This is a genomic window from uncultured Cyclobacterium sp. (assembly GCF_963976465.1).
Taxonomy (GTDB): Bacteria; Bacteroidota; Bacteroidia; order Cytophagales; family Cyclobacteriaceae; genus Cyclobacterium.
In genome coordinates, this window is sequence record NZ_CAXBOC010000530.1 from 1 (window position 1) to 3,635 (window position 3,635).

Here is a 3,635-nt window from a genome sequence, read left to right on the forward strand (position 1 = left end):
TTTTGACTAACACCTAATTCAGTCGCCATATTTATACTATTGTCAACAACTAATTTCCCGCCAATGATAAGCCCTGCCATACCAAATATTATCAAGGCCCAAATTTTAAAATTGGACTTTTCTTCAAAGGCAATTTCTTCAGGTTTCTCTTGTTTCAATTGAGCAAAAACATAATAAATAAAACAAACAAATCCGGTCAATAAAATCAGGCCATCAATGTTTGAAATTTCGGGGTTTTGATTTATAAAAAAATCGTTGGCAAGGACCAACAATAATAAGGCGACAATCAGGGAAATAGGAATTTCTTTCCATGCTGTGGAAGATTGAACGGTAATTGGATAAATGAGACCTGCAATACCAAGGATAATGAACAAATTGAAATTATTACTACCGATAATATTTCCAAAAACGATGTCAGAAAACCCGTTTAAGGAAGCTAAAAAATTAACGATTAATTCTGGTGCCGATGTACCAAAAGCTACAATTGTCAATCCAATTACTAAATCGGAAATATTATTTTTTTTCGCTAATGAAGAAGCTCCGGATACGAGCCAATTCGCTCCAAAAATTAGGCTTATAAACCCTAAAACAATCAGTAAAGAAGCTATTGCCATATTTTCTCGCTATTATTCATGCACCACAACTATTACTTAGCCCCCTAAATAACTATGAAGGTAGAGATGAAATTCCTCCCCTCTCCTTTTACGTATTTCTTATGTTAAATTATACTTTTCAGACAAGGAATATGGAAGATACGCTTAATTTTTTTTTTTAAGATGATAGCAGATGATTTATTTGGCTTTTAAGTAAATGTCGAAATTTATGGCCAGATTGCCGTTTATGTCCACCGGTGCTATTTCCAAAATTCTATGCTTTGCTTTGTCTTTTGAAGCCCAAGGATCTTTCACGATATGTGGGTCACCTTTGAAATAAATTTGGGAGATTAATTCTTTGCTGTTTTTTTCAGTTACCCGGACATGAATATGAGCCGGTCTATACAGTGCTCCATTCAAATACTTGCCTGGTAAAATGGTTGTAAAAGCATACTCTCCCTTAATGTTTGTGTTTAAACCAGCTCGTAGCCTAAATGCTTTGGTATCATTATCATATTTGCCTTCAGTATCGCAATGCCATATTTCTACCAATGCATCTTGAAGCACAGTTGCACAGTCTGACTTAAATACTTTTCCTTTTAATTCCAGACGTGTCCCTTTCAAACCTTCGTAGGTCAAATCTGAACGAATTGGTGCATCCGGACGATAGAATGGGCCTAAAATGTCATTGGTGGTGTCACAGTCACCTTTATATTCTCCATTGGCTCCTTTGGTTATAAAGCCAAATGTGGTCAGGGAGAAAGCTGTTAATGTTGACCTGATAATAAATTTTTTTCTGTCCATGATGATGTTGGTTGAATATACCTGTGTCAAGCTTAGGAGTAGTTTATAAACAAGCCATGCACCTCACTCCTTCAGCTTATTTCATATTAAATTAAGGATTTTAAACAAGGAACTCACCAGGTAGGGTAAAATATTAATAAGAACTTTTTAAAATTGAACAGAAAAAATCTATTAATGTGGAGCTAGTTGGTCCGTAAACAATTAGATGATTTTAAGAAAGAACCTGATTTTTAGATTCTATTGGACTTAGGCTTAAATGCAGTTATTTCCCAAACTTCTGGCGCTTTAAGGTTAAAAATGTTGAATAGATTGAATAATTCCGGATGCGTAACTGTTACCTGTTTGATTTTAATTATAAAATTATAAAACTACGTTCACTAAAAGCAGGCAAGTTGGGTCCTCTATCATAAAAATATTTGATATTATCCTTCTTATCTGATATACCTAAACTGTACAAAACGGGCACATAATGGTCAGGAGTGGGAGAAGCTATTTTCCCCAGTTTGTGGCTTGTTTCATATTTAATTAGATTATCAAAGTTACGGTCATCAATCTGTTTTTTTAACCAAAAATCATATTCTGCTTCCCAACCATAGGGAGTCATATCACCACTTCTCATTTTTTGTCCAGCCATTTGTAAGTTATGAATTAAGGAGCCACTTCCTATTATCAGGACGCCTTTTTCCCTTAAGGGTTTTAATTGATTTCCTAAGTGATAATGATAATTTGGATTTGCATGATAATCAATACTCATTTGAAATACAGGAACATCGGCATTTGGAAATAAGTGCATAAGCATAGGCCAAGCGCCATGATCCAGGCCCCAATCTTCAGTTTGCCCTACTGAAGGTACAATTCTAGTAACTTCTTGAGCTATTTCTGGTGCTCCCTCGGCATGGTACCTTGGATCATAAAAGTGTTTTGGAAAACCATAATAATCGAAGATTTGCTCTTGTTTTCGAGAAATATTAACAAATGTTCCATTGGTACACCAATGGGCTGAAATTATCAAAGCAGCTTTAACCTCATAGTCTTTTTGTAAGGTTTTACCTAATTCAAATAAAGTGTTCCAGAATGGACGTTCCTCTTTCTTCATAGGAATATCCATAGGATTACCATGAGAGGTAAATAAGACAGGCATTCGCTTGCTTTGTTTAGGTAAGGCATCTGTAAATGCTTTTAATTGATGTAAGTCATTCATAGCTACAATTGATATTGCTGATTTTCTTTTCAGTTTACACATGATGAAGTAAGGAGCTCGTCAATTAAACGATCTCCTTACTTGGTATAATACTATGCAATTTTCACTTTTTTACTTCTTCCCCAAGCAATAAAGTAGGCTGCTAAACCCAGAAATACACACATCCCTATCGCTTGAAACTCACCCTTAAACACATGGAAAATAGTAGCCAAAATCATGACTATTACCAAACCATAAGCAGCTAATACACTAAGTGTGGGTTTAATTTTTAACAAGGAAGGAAGCAACAATCCCAGGCCACCTAATAATTCAGAAAGTCCAATAAACCTTATTAATAGGACCGGTGCTTCGGTCACCCAAGGGATAGAAATTGCTATTTCTTTGATAGGCTGAAAAGTTTTCATCCCACCAGCCATTATAAACATAATTGCCAAAATTACTTGAGCTACCCAAAGTAAAATGTTCAATGTTTTTGTATTCATGTTTTCTGAATTAACTTTTGTTATATACTTTATTTAAAAATTCACTAGCTGAAGTAGGTTTTCTCCTTAAAACTTTTTCCAAATCTCCGGCATGGTTTTCTAATTCACCTTGATTGATAGCTTCGGCGAAACCTGCAAAAACACCAATATAATCAGCAGGTACTCCTGCCTCAGTCAACACTTTTTTATAGGTTTCTTGATCAGGACTAACATATTTAATGCTTTTCCCTGTAATGCTTCCTAGTATATCAGCTAGCTCTTGAATGCTTGGATTTTCAGAATTTGAAAAATTATAAGACTTATTGATATGCCCATCTTCTATTAAAATATTGGCAGTTGCTTCAGCCATTTCATTTCTTAGGGTAAATGCGGCCTTTCCTTTTCCTGCAGGTAAAAAGATTCCTGTTTCTAATACTTTTTCGCCAAAAAACATTGGCAAAAAATCCATGTACAGATTGTTTTTAAGAATGGTATAATCCAAGTCACTCTCCTCTATCCATTTTTCGGTATCAATATGCGACTTCGCAAGAAAGGCAATGGGAGAAGTTTCCGTTT

The 3,635-nt window shown here is 35.1% G+C and carries 3 protein-coding genes and 2 pseudogenes; all 5 read right to left on the reverse strand.

Annotated elements, in window-relative coordinates; all coding sequences use genetic code 11:
* Nucleotides 1-614, reverse strand: a pseudogene (locus AAC037_RS21630) (sodium:calcium antiporter); the annotation flags it as partial.
* Nucleotides 615-791: 177 nt separating this feature from the next.
* A complete protein-coding gene (locus AAC037_RS21635) occupies nt 792-1,397 on the reverse strand; it encodes a hypothetical protein (protein ID WP_339905547.1) in 606 nt (201 codons plus the stop codon).
* Nucleotides 1,398-1,749: 352 nt separating this feature from the next.
* Nucleotides 1,750-2,598 carry a class III extradiol ring-cleavage dioxygenase gene (locus AAC037_RS21640; protein WP_339905548.1) on the reverse strand — a complete coding sequence of 283 codons (849 nt, stop codon included), beginning with the start codon at nt 2,596-2,598 and terminating at the stop codon, nt 1,750-1,752.
* A 92-nt stretch (nt 2,599-2,690) separates the two neighbouring features.
* Nucleotides 2,691-3,080 carry a DoxX family protein gene (locus AAC037_RS21645; protein WP_339905550.1) on the reverse strand — a complete coding sequence of 130 codons (390 nt, stop codon included), beginning with the start codon at nt 3,078-3,080 and terminating at the stop codon, nt 2,691-2,693.
* 10 nt (nt 3,081-3,090) lie between these two features.
* Nucleotides 3,091-3,635: pseudogene (locus AAC037_RS21650) on the reverse strand (SDR family NAD(P)-dependent oxidoreductase); the annotation flags it as partial.

Bases quoted from the DNA above. Each gene is read 5' to 3' on its own strand.
- AAC037_RS21640 (WP_339905548.1), bottom strand. From the start codon at position 2,598: ATGAATGACTTACATCAATTAAAAGCATTTACAGATGCCTTACCTAAA.
- AAC037_RS21645 (WP_339905550.1), bottom strand. From the start codon at position 3,080: ATGAATACAAAAACATTGAACATTTTACTTTGGGTAGCTCAAGTAATT.
- AAC037_RS21635 (WP_339905547.1), bottom strand. From the start codon at position 1,397: ATGGACAGAAAAAAATTTATTATCAGGTCAACATTAACAGCTTTCTCC.